Origin of the sequence: Pseudofrankia saprophytica, from assembly GCF_000235425.2 — a bacterium.
Lineage (GTDB): Bacteria > Actinomycetota > Actinomycetes > Frankiales > Frankiaceae > Pseudofrankia > Pseudofrankia saprophytica.
In genome coordinates this window covers 1,705,923-1,722,004 of sequence record NZ_KI912267.1, presented here as the reverse complement: position 1 = coordinate 1,722,004, position 16,082 = coordinate 1,705,923, and the positions used below count along the sequence as shown (strand labels likewise).

At 71.2% G+C, this 16,082-nt stretch carries 13 protein-coding genes; 9 read left to right on the top strand and 4 right to left on the bottom strand.

Annotated elements, in window-relative coordinates; genetic code table 11:
* The 8 genes from FRCN3DRAFT_RS48960 to FRCN3DRAFT_RS56970 all read left to right on the top strand — a co-directional run.
* The coding region (locus FRCN3DRAFT_RS48960) for a polyketide synthase dehydratase domain-containing protein (RefSeq protein WP_035931269.1) at positions 1 to 2,490 on the top strand (2,490 nt) is incomplete at its 5' end.
* Positions 2,487 to 2,822 (top strand): hypothetical protein, encoded by a 336-nt coding sequence (locus FRCN3DRAFT_RS0241640; protein WP_007515861.1) that lies wholly within the window; start codon positions 2,487 to 2,489, stop codon positions 2,820 to 2,822. The genes FRCN3DRAFT_RS48960 and FRCN3DRAFT_RS0241640, both read left to right, overlap by 4 nt.
* 195 nt (positions 2,823 to 3,017) lie before the next feature.
* Positions 3,018 to 4,013 (top strand): alpha/beta fold hydrolase, encoded by a 996-nt coding sequence (locus FRCN3DRAFT_RS0241635; protein ID WP_007515860.1) that lies wholly within the window; start codon positions 3,018 to 3,020, stop codon positions 4,011 to 4,013.
* Positions 4,014 to 4,202: 189 nt separating this feature from the next.
* Complete coding sequence (locus FRCN3DRAFT_RS0241630) at positions 4,203 to 5,405, top strand: glycosyltransferase (RefSeq protein WP_007515859.1); 1,203 nt, start codon at positions 4,203 to 4,205, stop codon at positions 5,403 to 5,405.
* A 134-nt stretch (positions 5,406 to 5,539) separates the two neighbouring features.
* Positions 5,540 to 7,420, top strand: a complete 1,881-nt coding sequence (locus tag FRCN3DRAFT_RS0241625) for a class I SAM-dependent methyltransferase (RefSeq protein ID WP_007515858.1) — start codon at positions 5,540 to 5,542, stop codon at positions 7,418 to 7,420.
* A gap of 180 nt (positions 7,421 to 7,600) precedes the next feature.
* Positions 7,601 to 8,869 (top strand): type IV toxin-antitoxin system AbiEi family antitoxin domain-containing protein, encoded by a 1,269-nt coding sequence (locus FRCN3DRAFT_RS50445; protein WP_007515857.1) that lies wholly within the window; start codon positions 7,601 to 7,603, stop codon positions 8,867 to 8,869.
* Positions 8,870 to 9,029: 160 nt separating this feature from the next.
* On the top strand, positions 9,030 to 10,760 hold the full coding sequence (gene thiC, locus FRCN3DRAFT_RS0241615) for a phosphomethylpyrimidine synthase ThiC (RefSeq protein ID WP_007515856.1): 1,731 nt from the start codon (positions 9,030 to 9,032) through the stop codon (positions 10,758 to 10,760).
* A gap of 327 nt (positions 10,761 to 11,087) precedes the next feature.
* Positions 11,088 to 12,143: a hypothetical protein gene (locus tag FRCN3DRAFT_RS56970; protein WP_027141415.1), complete on the top strand. Its 1,056-nt coding sequence runs from the start codon at positions 11,088 to 11,090 to the stop codon at positions 12,141 to 12,143.
* Here the strand turns inward: FRCN3DRAFT_RS56970 and FRCN3DRAFT_RS0241605 are convergent.
* A complete protein-coding gene (locus FRCN3DRAFT_RS0241605; RefSeq protein ID WP_232794420.1) occupies positions 12,137 to 12,877 on the bottom strand; it encodes an endonuclease V in 741 nt (246 codons plus the stop codon). The genes FRCN3DRAFT_RS56970 and FRCN3DRAFT_RS0241605 overlap by 7 nt on opposite strands.
* A 234-nt stretch (positions 12,878 to 13,111) precedes the next feature.
* Here FRCN3DRAFT_RS0241605 and FRCN3DRAFT_RS54675 point away from each other — a divergent pair, with 234 nt between their 5' ends.
* Positions 13,112 to 13,336 carry a hypothetical protein gene (locus FRCN3DRAFT_RS54675; RefSeq protein ID WP_007515853.1) on the top strand — a complete coding sequence of 75 codons (225 nt, stop codon included), beginning with the start codon at positions 13,112 to 13,114 and terminating at the stop codon, positions 13,334 to 13,336.
* Positions 13,337 to 13,374: 38 nt separating this feature from the next.
* On the opposite strand, the gene FRCN3DRAFT_RS48950 is transcribed toward FRCN3DRAFT_RS54675, so the two are convergent.
* From FRCN3DRAFT_RS48950 to FRCN3DRAFT_RS54665, 3 genes are all read right to left on the bottom strand, one after another.
* A complete protein-coding gene (locus tag FRCN3DRAFT_RS48950) occupies positions 13,375 to 13,707 on the bottom strand; it encodes an endonuclease V (protein WP_007515851.1) in 333 nt (110 codons plus the stop codon).
* A gap of 466 nt (positions 13,708 to 14,173) precedes the next feature.
* Positions 14,174 to 14,533: a DUF6086 family protein gene (locus FRCN3DRAFT_RS54670; RefSeq protein ID WP_131803439.1), complete on the bottom strand. Its 360-nt coding sequence runs from the start codon at positions 14,531 to 14,533 to the stop codon at positions 14,174 to 14,176.
* Positions 14,534 to 14,535: 2 nt separating this feature from the next.
* The gene (locus FRCN3DRAFT_RS54665) at positions 14,536 to 16,080 is read right to left on the bottom strand and encodes a midas domain-containing protein (protein WP_007515849.1); all 1,545 of its coding nucleotides are present in this window, start codon (positions 16,078 to 16,080) and stop codon (positions 14,536 to 14,538) included.
* Positions 16,081 to 16,082: the final 2 nt, after the last annotated feature.

Below are 16,082 nucleotides of genomic sequence, written 5' to 3'. Positions count from 1 at the left end.
CTGGCCGGTGCGGTGGCGGGCCGCGGTGGTCACCCGGTGCTGGCCGAGTTCGGCCTGGCGATCGCCGAGACCGCCGCGGTGCTCGCGGACGTCCAGGCACGGTGGGACGGCCGGACCGCGGGCCCGTCCATTCCGGCGACGACCCGGGCGCTGACGTCCGTGCCCGCCGCTACGCCGCCGTCCGCCACGCCGCCGGCGCCCCCGGTGGTGGCGCCCCCGGCTCGCGACCACCGGCCGGCCCTCGCCGGCGGGAATGGCGCCGGCTCGGGACCCGGGTCCGCCGGTCGGGCGGGTGCCGGGACCACCCTCGTCCATGGCGCCGGCGGCGGGGCCGGAGCCGCTGACGGCGGCACGGGGAGCCTCGGGCCGATCACGACGACGGTTCGGCGGTCGCTCTCGCTGGCCGAGCTTCCGCACGTCATCGACCACTGCTTCTACCGGCAGCCCCCGGGCTGGCAGGACCTGTCCGACCGGTTCCCGGTGATGCCGATGACGGCCGTCCTGCAGATGATGATCGACGAGGCGCGGGCGTTCCAGACCGCCCGGATCGGAGCATCGCATCCGGGAGCGGCTCCAGGAGACCTGGTGGTCGCGGCCGTCCGCGACGTCCGGGCGCTGCGCTGGGTGGCGATCGAGCCGTCGGTCGAGGTGACGATCTCCTGCACGACGCTGCCCGACGGCGCGGTCCGGGTGTCGATGGACGGCTTCGCCCGGGTGACCGTGGTCTTCGCCGACGCGTACCCGCCGGCCCCGAGCCAGACGTCCTCGACCGCCGACCTGCCCGCGGACGGCCGGCTGCCGGGCGAGACGCCGTCGCCGCACCAGGCGGCCGAGCTGTACGGCGGGCGGTGGATGTTCCACGGCCCGAGCTACCAGGGCATCACCCACGTCGACGGCATCGCGCCGCTCGGCGCCCGCGGCCAGCTGGTGGTGACCGGCGCGCCCGGCGCGCTGCTCGACACGATCGGCCAGCTCTACGGCTACTGGGCCACCCAGCACCTCGACGTCGACTCGCTGCTGCTGCCGCAGGCGGTCACCGAGATGCGGTTCTACGGCCCGGATCCGGAGCCGGGTGAGCGGCTGTCCTGCGTGGTGCGCATCCGCGACATCGCCGCCAAGACCGTCACCGCCGACCTGGAGGTCAGGGCGGCCGACGGCACGGTGTGGGCCGAGGTCACCGGCTGGACCGACCGGCGGTTCACCGCGAACGCGTGGCTGTGGCTGCTCATGCGCGACCCGGAGCGCAACACGGTCGCCGAGCCCCGCCCGGACGGCTGGGTCGTCGTCCCCGACTACTGGCGCGACATCGCCTCCCGCGAGCTGGTCGTCCGCCACTTCCTGGACGCCGAGCGCCGCCGGGTGCTCACCGCGAAGAACCCGCGCGCGGCCAGGGAATGGCTGCTCGGCCGGATCGCGGCCCAGGACGCGGTGCGCCGCTGGCTGTGGGTGGGCGGGGCCGGTCCGGTCTGGGGCATCGAGGTCGCCATCGACAACGACGACGCCGGCCGCCCGTTCGTCGCGCGCCTGCCCGAGCGTCCCGGCATCCCCGCCGGGCCGCCGCCCAGCCTCTCGATCGCGCACAAGGTGGACCTCGCGGTCGCGATGGTCGACACCGAGGGCGACGTCGGCATCGACCTGGAGACGGTGGCGCGGCGCACGCCCGGCGTGCTCGCGGCCGGCCTGACCGCTCCCGAGCGCCGCCTGCTCGCCCGGCTGACCAGCGGCACCGGCGATCCGGCCAGCGCCAGCGGCCTGGCTTCCTATTCGGTCGACGCCGACGCCGACGCCGCGGCCCCGAACGACGGGGACGCCATCGACGACGGGGCCGGCGACGAGGCCGACGAGGCCGTCCAGCTGAGCCGGGCCGCCTGGTTCGCCCGGATGTGGGCCGCCAAGGAGGCCGTTGCCAAGGCCGACGGTACCGGCCTGCAGGGCCGGCCGCGCCGCTACGTCATCGACCGGGTCATCCCGGTCGGCGCCGGCGCCACGGACGCGGATGCCGACCTCGCCGTCGAGGCCATCCTCGACGCCGACGCGGCGGAGCAGGCCGTCCTCGGGCCGGACCAGGTGACCGCCGAGGGCATCAAGTCGCCCCCGCCCCGCGTCACCGAGGCCGGCCCCGCGGAGCCGCCGCTGCTGCTGCGGGTCACCGTGCTCACAGAATCCGGCCCCGTGCGCCAGCGCTGGGTGGCGCTGCGTACGGTCGACGGCATGGGCCGCGTACGGCGGGAGACCGGTGGGGCCGATCCGGTTCGCCTCGGTGACCACATCGTCGCCTGGACGACGCCGTCCGTCGAGCGTGCCGCGCGCGCCCGCTACCCCTGGGACGTGCCCGCCCCTGCCCCGGCCTCGCCGCCATCCGTCGACGGCCTGGTCACCTCGGACCCGACACCCGAAGAAGGCCTCCGGCCGCGCGAGGCTTCGCCAGAATCGCGCGGCCTTTGGCCGGAGACCCCGAGCACCAGTGACGAAGGAGCGCACACGACATGACCATGCAGGACACCCTTCGCTCGGCCGATCCGACGCTGGATGCCCTCGAGGTGAGGGTCCTCGGCGAGATCGCCGAGATGCTGCGCGCCGTGATCGGCGAGGAGTACGTGGTCGACATGGAAATCACCATGGACACCTCGTTCAACGAGGACCTCGAGCTCGAGAGCATCGAGTTCGTGACGCTGGCTGACCGGATGCGGGTGACCTACGGCGACCAGGTCGACTTCGTCGGCTTCCTCGCCGAGATGGACGTCGACCGCGTGATCAACATGCGGGTCGGCGAGGTCGTCCACTTCATCGCCGACTCGCTGCGGGCCGGCGCCGCGGCGTGAGATACCGCGGAGCCGGGGCACCCGCCCCGGTCGGACCACGGCTCGCCGACCGGCGGACCGAGGCTGAGCCCAGCCGCTCGTCGGTGGGATCGGCCGGGCTGGTACGAAATGGGGGAATGCCAGCACGGCCCGTCCAACTGGCGTGGCTGGCTAAGGCGGTGTGCCCAGGCGGGCCGCCAAGGAAGGAGTCCGACCGTGGCTGAGGTCGTCGCGAACGGCGTGCGCCTGCACGTCCAGCGGCTCATGCCGCCCCGCGGGCCACTCCCCGATGCTCCGGTGGTCGTCATGCTGCACGGCATGGTGATCGACAACCTGGCGAGCTTCTACTTCTCGCTCGGCAACGCGCTGGCCGACGCCGGCTGCGAGGTCATCTGCTATGACCTGCGCGGCCACGGCAAGAGCGAGCGCACGCCGAGCGGCTATGGCATCGCGAACGCGATGGCCGACCTGTCCGCGCTGCTCGACGAGCTGGGCGTCACGCGCCCGGTCCACCTGGTCGGCAACAGCTACGGCGCCACCCTTGGGCTGACCTACGGCGTCGAGTTCCCCGAGCGGGTCGCGAGCCTCACCCTGATCGAGCCACCGTTTCGCATCGAGGGCCTCGGCGAGGAGATGGCCCGCTCGCTCACCCAGGTGCTCGCCGCCATCTCCGACGAAGAGGTCGAGGAGTGGCTCACCTACAGCGCCGGGCGGGCGGTCGGCCGGATCATGCGGTCCGCGCAGTCGCTGCTGCGTGACACCACGATCGCCGAGGACATGCTCGCGACCGAGCCGTTCTCACCCGACCGGCTGCGCGCGCTGCCAGTGCCCGTGCTCGCCATCTACGGCGGCAACTCCGAGATCATGGAGCAGGGCGAGGGCCTGGCGCGGCTCGTGCCGGACTGCACGCTGGTGGTGCTCGAACGGCACACGCACATGGTGCTGCGGGAGGCTGTCGACTACCTGCGCGAGCTGCTGCGCTGGTGGCTGCTGCGCCGCGACGAGCAGATGCCGCAGTACACCCACCGCGGCGGCCAGACGTTCGAGCTCGCCGACTGGGTACTCTCCCGCACGATCCCGTCGGACCTCAACGCCGAGCGGCGGGCCTCGTCTGCCGCCCCGGAGCCCGAGGGGCCGGCGGACGTGCCCGCGGCGGCCGGAGCAACCTCCGCGGCACCCGCCGCGTCGTCTGGGGTGTCGAGCGAACAGTGACGTCCCGGGTGGCGCGCACGGCGGCCCCGCGGGGCCCGTCCGCTGTGCCGGCAACGCCGGCCTCCGGCCGCGCGGGACTCCGTCGGGGTTCCCAGCGCCGGGGTTCCCAGCGTCGGAGTCCCCAGCGAATCCGCGCCAGCGGATCGCTGGAACTGCGCCTCGGCCAGATCCTCGGGGAGTGATGAGGGCGTGGGTCGCATCCTGTTCGTCGTCCCGCCGTTGGCCGGGCACGTGTACCCGGCCATCGGGATCGCCGGCGAGCTCGCCGACCGCGGCCACGAGGTCGCCATCGCCGGCCACGCCAGCGTCGTGCGCCCGCTGGTGCCCGCGGCGTTGCGGCTGATCGAGCTGCCCGAGGAGATCACCTCGGGGGAGCGCGCCGAGATCGAGGAGAAGTCGCGCCGCCAGCGCGGCACCGGCTCGTTCAAGTTCCTCTGGGAGGACTTCCTCCTGCCGCTGGGCACGGCGATGGCCAGGGACCTGGAACCGGTCGTCGACGACTTCCGTCCCGACGTGGTCGTCGTCGACCAGCAGGCGGTCGGCGGCGCGCTGCTCGCCCGGCGCCGGCGGCTGCGGTGGGTCACGCTCGCGACCACGTCCGCCGAGTTCGACAACCCCTACGGGGTGATGGCCGCCGTCGGCCAGTGGGTCGTCGACCGGCTGCGCGAGTTCCAGCTCGCGTCGGGGGTGCCGGCCGACCAGGCCGCCCGCGGCGACCTGCGCTTCTCCGACCTGCTGACGCTCGTGTGCTCGGTGACCGAGCTGCTGCGCACGCCGGACGCGGTGGCCGCGCTCCCGCCCGGGACGGTGTTCATCGGCTCGGGTGCCGGGCTCCGCCAGCCGCCGGCTGACTTTCCCTGGTCGTGGCTCGATCCGGCCCGGGCCAAGGTACTGGTCTCGCTTGGCACTGTGACCCGGGAGGCGGGCGGGCGGTTCCTGCGCGTCGCGGCCGAGGCGCTCGCCGGGATGACCGACCAGGTGCAGTCCATCATCGTCGCCCCGCCCGGCATCGTCGACGACCTGGCCGCTGCGGCGCCCGCGGACGTGCTCGTCCGCGACAAGGTGCCACAGCTGGAGCTGATGGGCCACCTGTCGGCCGTCGTCTGCCATGCCGGCAACAACACCGTCTGCGAGGCCCTGTCCCAGGGCGTCCCGCTGGTGGTCGCGCCCGTCCGGGACGACCAGCCGGTGATCGCCGAGCAGCTCACCAGGGCGGGCGCGGGGCTGCGGGTCCGATTCGGCCTGGTCAACGCCGCCGGTGTCGCCGCCGCCGTCGGCTCGGTGCTCGACGACCCCGCGTACCGGTCGGCCGCGCGACGGCTGCGCGACGACTTCGCCACCGCCGGTGGTGTCGCCGCCGGCGCCGCGCACATCGAGAAACTGCTGCCATGACGGCACGGGGAACGGCGCGGCTCCTGTTCGCGCTGGTGGGCCAAAGGGTGCGCGAAAATGCGTCTCCTTCGCGCGCCCGGCGGCTCCTGTTCGCGCTGTCACTGCAGGCTGGCGCGCCGGCGGCGGGATAGGTCGTGGGGACGCTGCTCTGGTGGGCGCCGATCCTCGTCGTCGTCGGCCTGCTCGTGAACGGGGTGCGACTGCGCGGCCGGCTGCGCCGGCTGGACACGCTGCCCGCCTCCGGACGCCCCGTCGACCCGGACCATCTCTTCGTCTGTGCCACCGGTGTCCAGCTCACCGAGGCGGCCAAGCGGGCCGCCAGCTACCACGCCAGCCGGGAACGGCTCGACGTGCTCGATCTGGTGCCCGCCGACCTGACCATCGAGCGGGCGCTCGACGTGGCCCGGATGGTCGACACCCGCACCTACCGGAGCGACCGGCTCGCACCCGGCCGCGGGGCGTTCCAGGCGCTGCTGGTGCGGGCCGAGGTCGCCCACCGCGCCGGGGTGGAGGAGCGCGACGACTACACCCCGGTGGAGCTCGTCGAGATCACCGAACGGCTCAAGCGGCACGCGCCTGCGAGCACCGACCTCGCGGTGCTGCCCGGGCTGCGAGCCGCCCGCGACGACGGCGCCACCCGGGTACGGGTGCAGCGGCGGTCGTGGAACGCCATCAAACCGGTCAACATGTACCTGCCGACGGTGCGTGACGTCGCGACCGGCATCGGCGTCCACCTGAACCGCCCCTGGGGTCTCGCCGCGACGGCACTGTTCTGGTGCCAGCCGTTCTTCGTCTGCGCCGGGCGGGTGCCGGTCGCGCCGCGTGACCTGATCCGCAGCCCGATCGTGCGGATCACCGCCGGCCTGGAGTACACCGTCAGCACGGTGCGCTCCTGGCGGCGAGCCCAGCGCACCGCCGCCGAGGCGAAGGCGGCCGGCCTGCCGCCCGACCCGGTCAAGGCGCGGACCAAGGCGGAGGCCACCGCCCGGCGCGAGCGCTACCAACGGGCGTTCGCCGACGGCCCCGAGGCCTTCCTGACCGATCCTCGCCCCGACTGCCCGTGGTGCGGCTCCTACGAGCTCACGGTCCGGCTCACCGCGCGCGACCTCGAGCTGCGCAAGCCCGGCCGTTTCCAGCTCGACGAATGCCTCGTCTGCGGGCATGTCTTCCAGAACCCGCGACTGACGCCGGCCGGGCGGGTGCTCTACGAGCGTGACCGCCAGGACGGCATGAACGAGACGCGCGCCCAGGTCGCCGTCGCGGCGGGCGCGGCCCGGCTGCGCGCCAGGGCCGAACTGATGCGCCCGTACGTGCTGCCGCGAGCCTGGCTCGACGTCGGCGCCGGCGTCGGCTCGTTCTGCAACGTCGCCCGCTCGGTGTGGCCGCGGACCGTGTTCGACGGGGTGGGCCCGGCGGACACGATCGGCGAGGCGCGCCGGCGCGGCTGGGTCGACCGTGCCTATCCCGCGAGCTTCGCCGACATCGCGGAGGCGGTCACCGGCCAGTACGACGTCATCAGCATGTTCGGCTACCTGGAGCGCAGCAGGGATCCGTCCGAGGACCTGGACGCGGCGGCGAAGGCGCTCGGCCCTGGTGGCTACCTGGTGGCGGAGCTGGCGAACCCCGCCGGCCTGGGGGCCCACCGGCTCGGGCCGCTGTGGCGGGGCTGGGGGGTGCCGGGGGTGCGCCAGCTCATCCCGGTCGACAACCTGGTCGCCGCGCTGGCGGACCGTGGGATGCGCACCGTTCTGGTCCAGTTCGGCGAGGCGCACGAGCCCGGCGACCTACTCGCCGCGGTCGGGCTCGCCACCCAGGCGCTGGCGCCGAGCCCGACGCTGCCGTGGCTGCCCGGCTCGCCGGCCGCGCCGGTCCGCTGGCTCGCCCGCGGCGTGGTGCTGACGGCCGCCGCGGTGCCGGCGATGCTCGCCGGCCTGGCCGGCGCCTTCCTCGCGCCCTACCTGCGCAAGGGCGAGCGCTCCAACACCTACCGCGTCATCGCCCGTCTCGACGCCTAGGGCGAGGCGCCGGGCGCCCTCGCGGTCAGGTCTCGGGTGCCCCGCGGGGCGAGCGGGCGATTTTGGCGTCGGACCGGCCCTTCGACGGCGTCGCCGCGAAGTCTGTTTGCTTTAGGTTGGTTATCCACAGATGTTCTGTTGGGCTTGAATGCACCATTAGCCGTCTTCATCGTGCTTGTCATGACTATCGACCGGGCCCAGCATGGCCATGCCTCGCGGCACGACACGTCCTTCGTCGACCTCGGCTCCTCGGGCGAGGTCCGCACGCCTGCCGCCGGGTCGCTGCCCGCGCCGCGCGACGGCGAGGCGGGTGACGGACCGGCGATCCAGATCGCCGCCCGGCGCGCCGGTGTGCTGACCGTCAAGGAGGCGGTGACCGCCGGGCTCACCCGCGCCGAGATCCGCCGCCGCGTCGACAGCGGCGGCTGGCAGCTGTACTCCGGCGACGTCGTCGTCACCCAGCCCGGCCCGTTGACGCTGATCCAGCGGCTGTGGTGCGCGCTCGTGTCGATCGGCCCGGACGCCGTGCTGGGCGGCGCGTCGGCGGCGGCTCTGGGCGGGCTGCGCGGATGCGAGGAACCGTGGCTGACCGTGCTGCTGGCGTCCGGCCGGCGGGTCACCCCGCGCCCCGGAGTGCGGATCCGGGCGACCGCCCGGCTCGGCGGCGAGGACCTGCACCTCGACACCTGGCCGCCGCGCACGGCGCTCCCACGCTCGGTGGTCGACCTGGCGGAATGGTCGCCGAGCCACGAGGAGGCCCGGACGATCCTGGCGCTTGCCGTGGCCAGTGGGATCGTCGAGTCCGACGAGGTGCGCTCGGCGCTGGCCCGCCGCGGGCCGATCAGCCGCCGGCAGGTGATCGGCGACGCCCTCGACGACCTCGACGCTGACGCCCCGTGGGTGCCCGACTCGCTCTACCAGCGGGTCGAGGACCGGTTCGGGCTGCCGCCCGGCCGGCGGACCCGCCCCGACCCGCGCGCACCCAGCCGGCTCGAGATCAGCTACGAGCCCTGGCAGGTCCACGTCGAGCTGGGCGTGATCTCGGCGACGGGCATCCGCACGGCCGCCGTGCCGCCCGCGACGGCGGCGGCCCTCGGCTCGCGGGGCGGCCGGGTGGCGCGGTCCGCGCCGGCCGGAATCCAGATGATCGCCCATGCGGGCCGGGCCAGTCGACACGCTGGCCAGCTTCTGTTGCGGGTGCCCATCCGCATCCTGCGCGAGGAGCCCGATCGCGTCGGTGCCGCCGTGGTGAGCGCGCTGCGCCAGCGCGGCTGGACAGGCGCCCCATCCCGGCTCGCCCGCGGTGGCGGCGTCCGCGTGCCCGGCTTCGCTGCCGCCCTCACGCCGGCGCTGGATCAGGCCTTCGGCCCGGCGCTGGGTTTGGACCCGACCTCGGCCGGGTTCGGCACCCTTGGGGACGCCGCCGTCGCGCATCGCACCTGGGCATGACCGGGAAACCCGTGACGGCGACCCGTGGCGTGCCGTAGCGTCCGGAACGAACGAACCGCGGGAGCTTCCACCACAGGGGGCTGAGAGGGCGGCTGGGCATCGGGCCGGGGCCGCCGACCGCCGAACCTGTCCGGGTAATGCCGGCGTAGGGAGCCTTCTGATGGCGCAGTCCGCCCGTCCCACCCCTGAGTCCACCAGCACCGCTGTGTTCACCGGGACCACCGAGCCCACCGGCACCGCCGTGCCCATCGCTCACCCTCCGCTGGCGGGTAGCCGGCGGGCCTACCTCGTGGGCCCGTCCGGCCCCGGCGGCGCGTTGCGCGTCCCGATGCGGGAGGTGCCCCTGTCCACGGGCGAGTCCGTGGTCCTCTACGACACCTCCGGTCCCTACACCGACCCGGAGGTCGCCATCGACGTCCGCCGGGGCCTCGCCGCGGTCCGCGCGCCGTGGATCGAGGCCCGCGGCGACACCGTGCCCGGGGCCGCGGTCACGCAGCTCGCGTACGCCCGGCGCGGCGAGATCACCCGGGAGATGGAGTTCGTCGCCATCCGGGAGGGGCTCGCGCCGGACTTCGTCCGCGACGAGATCGCCGCCGGCCGGGCCGTGCTGCCTGCGAACATCAACCACCCCGAGTCCGAGCCGATGGCGATCGGCCGCAACCTGCTCGTGAAGATCAACGCCAACATCGGCAACTCGGCGGTCTCCTCCTCGATCGAGGAGGAGGTCGAGAAGATGGTGTGGGCGACCCGCTGGGGCGCGGACACCGTGATGGACCTGTCAACCGGCCGCGACATCCACACCACCCGAGAGTGGATCATCCGCAACTCGCCCGTCCCGGTCGGGACGGTGCCGATCTACCAGGCGCTGGAGAAGGCCGGCGGGCGTGCCGAGGATCTCTCCTGGGAGCTGTACCGGGACACCGTCGTCGAGCAGGCCGAGCAGGGCGTCGACTACATGACCGTCCACGCCGGGGTGCTGCTGCGCTACGTACCGATGACCGCGCGCCGGCGCACCGGGATCGTCTCCCGAGGCGGGGCGATCCTCGCCGCCTGGTGCCTGGCGCATCACGAGGAGAACTTTCTCTACACCCACTTCGCTGAGCTGTGCGAGATCCTGCGCGCCTACGACGTGACCTTCTCGCTCGGCGACGGCCTGCGCCCCGGCTCGATCGCCGACGCGAACGACGAGGCCCAGCTGGCCGAACTCGCGACGCTGGGTGAGCTGACGCGCGTCGCCTGGGACCACGACGTCCAGGTCATGATCGAGGGCCCCGGGCACGTCCCGATGAACAAGATCAAGGAGAATGTGGACCTGCAGCGCGAGCTGTGCCACGACGCGCCCTTCTACACGCTCGGGCCGCTCACCACCGACATCGCGCCCGGGTACGACCACATCACCTCGGCGATCGGCGCCGCGATGATCGGCTGGTATGGCACAGCGATGCTCTGCTACGTCACCCCGAAGGAGCATCTGGGCCTCCCGGACCGCGACGACGTCAAGGCGGGTGTCATCGCCTACAAGATCGCCGCACACGCGGCGGATCTCGCCAAGGGCCACCCCGGCGCGCAGGCCTGGGACGACGCCCTGTCCGCCGCCCGGTTCGACTTCCGCTGGACCGACCAGTTCAACCTTGCCCTCGACCCGGAGACCGCCCAGGCCTTCCACGACGAGACCCTGCCGGCGGCCCCGGCCAAGTCGGCCCACTTCTGCTCGATGTGCGGCCCGCACTTCTGCTCGATGAGGATCACCCAGGACGTCCGTCGCTACGCCGACGAACACGGCCTCGACTCCACCGACGCGATCGAGGCCGGCCTACGAGAAAAGGCCGCCGAGTTCACCGCCCACGGCTCCCACCTCTACCTGCCGGTCGCCGACCCGCGGACCCACTGACGCGCATCGCGTATCCACCGAGCACGCCGCACTCTGTCACCTGACTTGGCTCACGTTGATCACCTGGGCGAGATCATAGGTCTGTGACCTGGTGTGCTGTCGCGCGAGACGGCGAAAAGTCCGCACTGACATGCCGGTTCCAGGTCGGCCGGGTGTCTCCGTATGTGCGGACGGCCTGCTGACCGGCCTGGCTCACAGGTCCCCGGGGCGCACCGCCCCGCAACGCAACTGTCACCCACCCGTCCCGATCCCACATCCCCGACCCTGACACACACCGCCCCATCACCGGCCGAGGGCGCCCAGCGCCCGACGGCGTTCCGCGGGACGGTGTGGATCTCCGCGTTCCGCGGGACGGTGTGGATCTCCGCGTTCCGCGGGACGGTGTGGATCTCCGCGTTCCGCGGGACGGTGTGGATCTCCGCGTTCCGCGGGACGGTGTGGATCTCCGCGTTCCGCGGGACGGTGTGGATCTCCGCGTTCCGCGGGACGGTGTGGATCTCCGCGTTCCGCGGGACGGTGTGGATCTCCGCGTTCCGCGGGACGGTGTGGATCTCCGCGTTCCGCGGGACGGTGTGGATCTCCGCGTTCCGCGGGACGGTGTGGATCTCCGCGTTCCGCGGGACGGTGTGGATCTCCGCGTTCCGCGGGACGGTGTGGATCTCCGCGTTCCGCGGGACGGTGTGGATCTCCGCGTTCCGCGGGACGGTGTGGATCTCCGCGTTCCGCGGGACGGTGTGGATCTCCGCGTTCCGCGGGACGGTGTGGATCTCCGCGTTCCGCGGGACGGTGTGGATCTCCGCGTTCCGCGGGACGGTGTGGATCTCCGCGTTCCGCGGGACGGTGTGGATCTCCGCGTTCCGCGGGACGGTGTGGATCTCCGCGTTCCGCGGGACGGTGTGGATCTCCGCGTTCCGCGGGACGGTGTGGATCTCCGCGTTCCGCGGGACGGTGTGGATCTCCGCGTTCCGCGGGACGGTGTGGATCTCCGCGTTCCGCGGGACGGTGTGGATCTCCGCGTTCCGCGGGACGGTGTGGATCTCCGCGTTCCGCGGGACGGTGTGGATCTCCGCGTTCCGCGGGGCGGTGTGGATCTCCGCGTTCCGCGGGGCGGTGTGGCCACCTGACAGTCGCCTTCGCGGCTCTCGCGGTCTCCCGCCTTATCGAACAGGCCACCAACTGGTCGACCGCCGGCTCGTCCGCACCACGCGCCGCTACCGCTCCACCCAGATCCAGGCAGGCGACCACACCCTCACCGCCACCGAGACCCTCACCCGACCACCTCCGCGACGACCTCGACAAGAGCCATCGCTTCCGGCGAGGACCGCACCAACTCGAGCCAAGTCAGGTCGGGTATCCACCGAGCCCGCCGCGCCCTGTCAGTGAGACGCAGCCAAAGCGTCGGCGAGTGCATCGCGGCTGAGCCTGTCGGCCGCCCGGGTCGTCTCCGGTAGGCGGTAGCTGGGGCACAGCTCCAGCACCCACCGACAGGCGGAGTCAAGGTTGGTCCGGTGCCCGACCGAGACGTACACCTCGCGGACGCCGTCGCGGGTTCGCAGCGCGGCTCCCACCGGCTCGCCGTCGAGCATGATCGCCGTCCGGTCGGCTCGACGTCCGCCGGGCGGCGAGTGCTCGCCGACGAAGGGCGTCTTCGCCACCCCGACCGTCGGCAGGTTCAGCGTGACGCCGAGATGGCAGGCCAGCCCGAACCGCCGAGGGTGGGCGATGCCATGCCCGTCGCACACCAGCAGATCGGGCGGCGCGGCGAGCCTGGGAAGAACGGTCTCCCACGCGTCCAGCAGTGGTGGCAACTCCCGGAACGACAGCAAACCCGGGACGTAGGGGAAAGCGGCCCGCCCAACCACCGTGGCCGACGCGACAGCCTCCCAGTCGGGCGCGGCGAGGACGACAACCGCGCCCGCGAGCAGATCGGAGCCGGTGTCATAGGCGACGTCGAAGCCTGCCACCGTCGTGACCAGCTCGGGGCCGCGCGTGTCGGCCCGGACGAGCCGACGCAGGTCGGCCTGCAGCACCTCGGCATCCTCGATCTGCCCCACTGCAACCCCCTCGTCCCGCCGACCGCCGCCTCCCGCGACCGAGCCGGGCAGGGGCACAGGCACGGCTCAGCTCGTTCCCATCCTCGCCGTTCCCGGGTGCGCCGGTCCCGCCAGGCTCTCGACCGGGACACGCCGGCCGGAAGACCCGAAAGTCTGCTGCTATCGCATGGCGGTTGGTGCGCTGGCCCCATGAGGCTGCCGACAGCTACAACATCCGGTCAACCGCGAAGAGGCGTTTGCTAGTCACATCTACACTACCGTTACTTCGACCGTTCGATTGTCGGGATCACGCAACAGGTGCGTGCCTACGGCGAGTCGGCGGTCTTTCGGCAGACCATGGGGAACGGTGATCCCGATGCGGAGCGCGCCCGTTGGGCCTCTCTTTCCCGCAGGATAAATCTCAAGGACCCCGCCATCGCTGAATGCGGTGGCAAAGTGGGTTGGGCCATTATCATGCTGTTCGACAACGAAGCTCAGGCCAAGATTTTCATAGAATGCGCGACAGGCCTCGATATCATCTGAGTAGAGGACGATCAGGTTGACTCGTGCGGCCCCAGGCGTCACGGCGATGTCTCCTGCGGCGAATCTGGCAGCGCGGCGAGTGGAGGGAGAACGGTCTTCCACGCATCGAGCGGCGGCGGCTCCCGGAACGACAGCCGGCCCGGGAGGTAGGGAAAGGCTGCTCGGCCAACCACTGCGGCTGATACGAACACTACGACCACCTCCCAGCCCGGCGCTGCGAGGACGACGGCGCTCGCAACCAAATCGGAGCCGGTGTCGTATGCGACGTCCAAGCCAGCCACGCTCTTGACCAGGTCCGGGCCCGGCGCGTCAGCCTGGACGAGCCGGCGCAGCTCGACCTGCAGTGCCTCGGCATCCTCGATCTGCCCCACCGCAACCCCTCGTGGTGCCGAGCGCTGATTGATGCGACCGAACCGAGTGAAAGTCAGCTTGGCTCGGTCCCGTCCTCTGACCAGAGCTTCCTGTGGATGACTTTGGCGTGGTCGTACTGCGTCTCGGATTCCATTTGGCCGTTCGGGAACCAGGTTCGGCCGGTACCGTCCCGGGCACCGTCGACGTTCCAATACTCGGACTTGATCGATCCGTCAGGCTGGAACGTGCGCTCCGGCCTGCTTAGGCAGTCATTTCCATAGGTCTCCACCTTGCGGAGCTGGCCATCTGTGCGGTAGCCAACCGCCCCGCCAGTGAAAATCTCCCCTTCGCTGACGACGAAAAGATCGTCCGTATAGTCGACGTCGTCGATATTTACCGAACGAACCGGGTGGGCTTCGATCGCTTCCGCCTTTATTTGCCCACGGGAATATGCCCAGGGATTTCTGATCCTTCTAAAATGAGTTCCTATAGTGGTGAATCCTGATCGCCTGCGTCGAGTCGATCGGCAGCGGACTGGAGGTCTGGAGTGAAGGGGAAAGGTGCATCCGTGTGTCGTTCATGAAGTGCTAGCATGATTCTCAGCGGTCCTCGAACCAACGCCATCAAGGCGCGACTGTTGGAGCGTGCTATCAGTGACGTGGTTGCCGCGATAAACTCCTCGAATTTCTCGACATCGATCGCTATCTCATCGTCAAAGGACGCGCTCAGTCCACTCGGCGACCCGGTAGCCTCTTCGAGGGCGCGAACTTGTGCGAGGAATAGGCGCGCCACTTTCTGGCCTGGTTCCCATACGGTCTCGCCGGCGATCTCGAACAGAACTCCCACCGTCAGTCCTCCCATCGGAGATTAATCGTTGTTTCGGGATGCTGGTTGCGCAGCTTTTGCACAGCGCTCTCGACGGCGTTTTTGAAATTCGGGTCGACGCCTGGCTTCGTGAAGTGGAATCCTACTGGAGCCTGCTCATATCCGGGCATATGCTGTCGAGCTTCCTGGTATTTATTGAATTTCTGGTCGATATGTTTGTCGACCCAGTCTGCCGTTTTGTCTTCGCCGGTTCGACGGTCAACCCCGCTGGTGGCGGTCTTCTCTTCCCAAAGAGTTCCATCCTCGACACGGTCGATATCCGTTATCGTCCTCCCGGTGACTGGATCTGCTACCTCATACTCTATTCTCCCTTCCAAAGGCCCGGACTCGGGTCGACCGGTTTCGTTCGGATCTTCCCCGTCGTCGGTGCCCGTCTGCTCGGCCGGAGGGCTGGCTGTGGGGTCCGCCTCGTCATCTCCATCGCTGGCGCCAACGTAGCCGCGACGATCATCGCCGCTGCGACGGTCAGGGCCGTCATAGTCGCCAGGGTCGCTCCGACGGTCGTCACCACCTCGACGATCTGGGGCGTCGTCATCGTCATGGGGCGGTCCACCGCCGGGCGGCGGTCCGTCGCCGGGAGGTGGACCACCGCCTAGTGGTGAACCGCCGTCGGGTGGTCCATCGTCGGGTGGTGGGCCGCTGTCGGGCGGCGCGCCATCGCCAGCCTCATGGTTGACGGCGGCGTTTGAGGTCCGGTCCTGGCCGGTGGCCTTCTGGCCGTCGACTTGTTCCGTAGGAACCGTATGTGCCGGTGTGCCCTGGTCCTGTTGATTGATCTGCTGGTCATTGGCGGGGTCGACGGTCTCATCGCGGGGGCCGCTCTGAGCGGCCTTGTTCTCGTCAGTCGCAGCCATGCGCTCGTCGAGGGCAGCCTGGAACTCTGGAGTGGGCTCGAGGCCGAGGCCGGGTCGTTCGAGCCCCTCAGAACCGGAGCCGTTCGAGCTGGCGTCCAGCTTTTCAGTCTTCTGTTCGGAGTCGTACTGGTTCGGGTTGTCGGACTGGCCGTGGCCGTCGAGGTCATCGGCGTTCTGCTGATTGATCGGAGCCTCGTGGGGCGCGTCGTTCTGGGCGTCTTGGTCCTGGTCAACGGTGCTGGTCTGGCTGTCAGCACCGGACCCGTTCTCGTTGGTTTGCCCGGTCCGGTCTTCTCCACCGATGTGCGCGGCGTTGTCGCCATTCTGGTTCGAGTTCTGGCTCGCGGCGTCGGCCTGGCCGTGGCTGTCCAGGTCGTCGGCGTTTTGCTGGTTGATCGGGGTCTCGTTCGCCGTGCTGTTCTGGGTGCCGTCGTTCTGGGCGACAGAGTCGGCCTGGTTGTCCGCGTTCGACCTGGCGTAGCCGTCCTGGTCGTCGCTCTCGCCTCCACGGCTCGTTTCCCCAGCGCCGTTCCGGTTCGCGGAGGCGGTCTGGGTGTCGCTGTCGAGGTCGTCAGCGTTCTGCTGGGACGTCGTGTCCGGGGGCGGTGGTGGTGGCGGCGGGGGAGGGGCATCCGCCGCCGAGTCGGTCGCCACTG

Bases quoted from the DNA above. Each gene is read 5' to 3' on its own strand.
- FRCN3DRAFT_RS0241640 (WP_007515861.1), top strand. From the start codon at position 2,487: ATGACCATGCAGGACACCCTTCGCTCGGCCGATCCGACGCTGGATGCC.
- FRCN3DRAFT_RS50445 (WP_007515857.1), top strand. From the start codon at position 7,601: ATGACTATCGACCGGGCCCAGCATGGCCATGCCTCGCGGCACGACACG.
- thiC (WP_007515856.1), top strand. From the start codon at position 9,030: ATGGCGCAGTCCGCCCGTCCCACCCCTGAGTCCACCAGCACCGCTGTG.